This window comes from Phytoactinopolyspora endophytica (assembly GCF_004138495.1).
Classification (GTDB): Bacteria; Actinomycetota; Actinomycetes; order Jiangellales; family Jiangellaceae; genus Phytoactinopolyspora; species Phytoactinopolyspora endophytica.
Map to the genome: position 1 here is coordinate 669,028 of NZ_ML142849.1, position 1,904 is coordinate 670,931.

Annotated in this window: 2 protein-coding genes; one reads left to right on the forward strand and one right to left on the reverse strand. The window is 66.8% G+C overall.

The genetic code is table 11. The features are described from left to right. Positions 1–651: Rossmann-fold NAD(P)-binding domain-containing protein (locus ELR45_RS02925; RefSeq protein ID WP_205855750.1), on the forward strand; the 651-nt coding region annotated here is incomplete at its 5' end. Between the two features lie 156 nt (positions 652–807). Here ELR45_RS02925 and ELR45_RS02930 read toward each other — a convergent pair. Then, positions 808–1,716, reverse strand: a complete 909-nt coding sequence (locus tag ELR45_RS02930) for an SMP-30/gluconolactonase/LRE family protein (protein ID WP_129663243.1) — start codon at positions 1,714–1,716, stop codon at positions 808–810. Positions 1,717–1,904 lie beyond the last annotated feature (188 nt).

Consider the following 1,904-nt stretch of genomic DNA (forward strand, 5'->3'; position numbering starts at 1 on the left):
AAGGTGCTGCTGATCTCCGGCAGCGAGACCCACAAAGATCGCGTCGCCCAGCACAAGGTCGTCATCGACGCCGCCCGTGCCGCCGGCGCAGCGCTCCTCGCGTACACCAGTGCCCCGGGTAGCCTGACCGCTGCCCTGGCCGACGACCACCGGGGAACGGAGAAGGTGATCCTGGAGTCCGGTCTGCCGTACACGCTGCTCCGCAACAGCTGGTACAACGAGAACTACACCGAGAACCTCGCCCCCGTTCTCGAGTACAACGCCGTCGTCCAGGCCGCCGCTGAGGGCAAGATCGCGTCCGCCACCCGCGCCGACTACGCGGCGGCTGCCGTCGCCGTGCTGACCGGTGAGGGGCACGAGAACACGACGTACGAGCTGAGCGGTGACACCGCGTGGAGCTACGCCGAGTACGCCGCCGAGGTCGCCAAGCAGGCCGGCAAGGAGATCAGCTTCAACGCGGTCTCCAAAGAGGCATTGGCCGGCATCCTGACCGGCGCCGGGGTACCCGAACCGATGGCCGTCATCCTGGCGGGCGTGGACGTGTCCATTGAGAAGGGCGAGCTGGCCGGCACCACCGGTGACCTGTCCCGGCTGATCGGCCGCCCGACCACCCCGATCGCGGACTCGATAGCGGCCGCGCTGAAGGCCTGAGCCCGTTCGACGAGCACCGATCTGTCGTGGCCTATGGCGATACCGTCACGACAGGTCGGGGCGCTCTCCGCACGATCAGCAGGTTCCGCGCCCGGCAAAGGTAGCGCGCAAGCCTGAGCGCCCGCAGGACCGCGACCAGAGGTATGACCACCGCATTCACAGCATCTGCGCGCCGGTCCGGTTCACGTAGATCGCATACAGGGACGTCGTCGCCGTGATGAACAGGCGGTTGGCCTTCGGACCGCCGAAAGTGCAGTTGGACACCCCTTCCGGCACCCGGATCTTGCCGAGCAGGGTTCCGTCCGGCGAGACGCAATGCACGCCGTCACCGGCGCTGCACCAGAGGAAGCCCTCGCTGTCCACGGCCATCCCATCCGGAATACCCGGCGATATCTCCGCCACGGTACGGCCGCCCGGTACCACACGACCGTCCCGGACGTCGTAGGCCCGGATGTTCCGGGGGCCCTGCGGATCGTGCGATCGCCCACTGTCCGTCACATACAGCACGGTCTCGTCCACCGAGAACGAGAGGCCGTTGGGCTTGGTCATGTCCTCCACCGCCACCTCGACGTCGCCGGTGCCGGGGTCCAGCCGGTAGACGTAGCATCCGTCAAGCTCGGACGGCGCCTTGTGGCCTTCGTAGTCGCTGAGGATGCCGTACGGAGGGTCGGTGAACCACACGCTTCCGTCCGAGCGCACCACCACGTCGTTCGGTGAGTTGAATCGGCGGCCGTCGATCCGGTCAGCCAGGACCGTCACCGTCCCGTCCAGTTCCGTCCGCGTCACCGAACGTGTCCCATGCTGGCAACTCACCAACCTGCCCTGCCGGTCACGGGTGTGACCGTTGGTGTAGTTCGCCGGCTGCCGGAAGACGGTGACGTCGCCCCCATCGATCCAGCGCAGCATGCGGTCGTTCGGGATGTCGCTGAACAGGAGCTGCCGCGCGTCCGGAAAGTACACCGGCCCTTCCGCCCAGCGCGCGCCGGTCCACAGCCGCTCCAACGACGCGTTCCCTATCACGAACCCCGCGAACAGCCGATCCAGAATTTCGATGTCGTCGCTCATACTCGCTCCCTAACAAGATCGACAAGACTATGGACCGGAGAATATTCAACGCTCGGTACGTCATTGGCCGGCGGACTGTGTTCGCGCCGAGACCAGACCGAACGTACGGAGGGACCGGGGAACTCTGTGGCCGATCTTCGGTCGGCGGCAGACTGCGCACCAGCACGAAGAGTCACCCGCCGACCGCG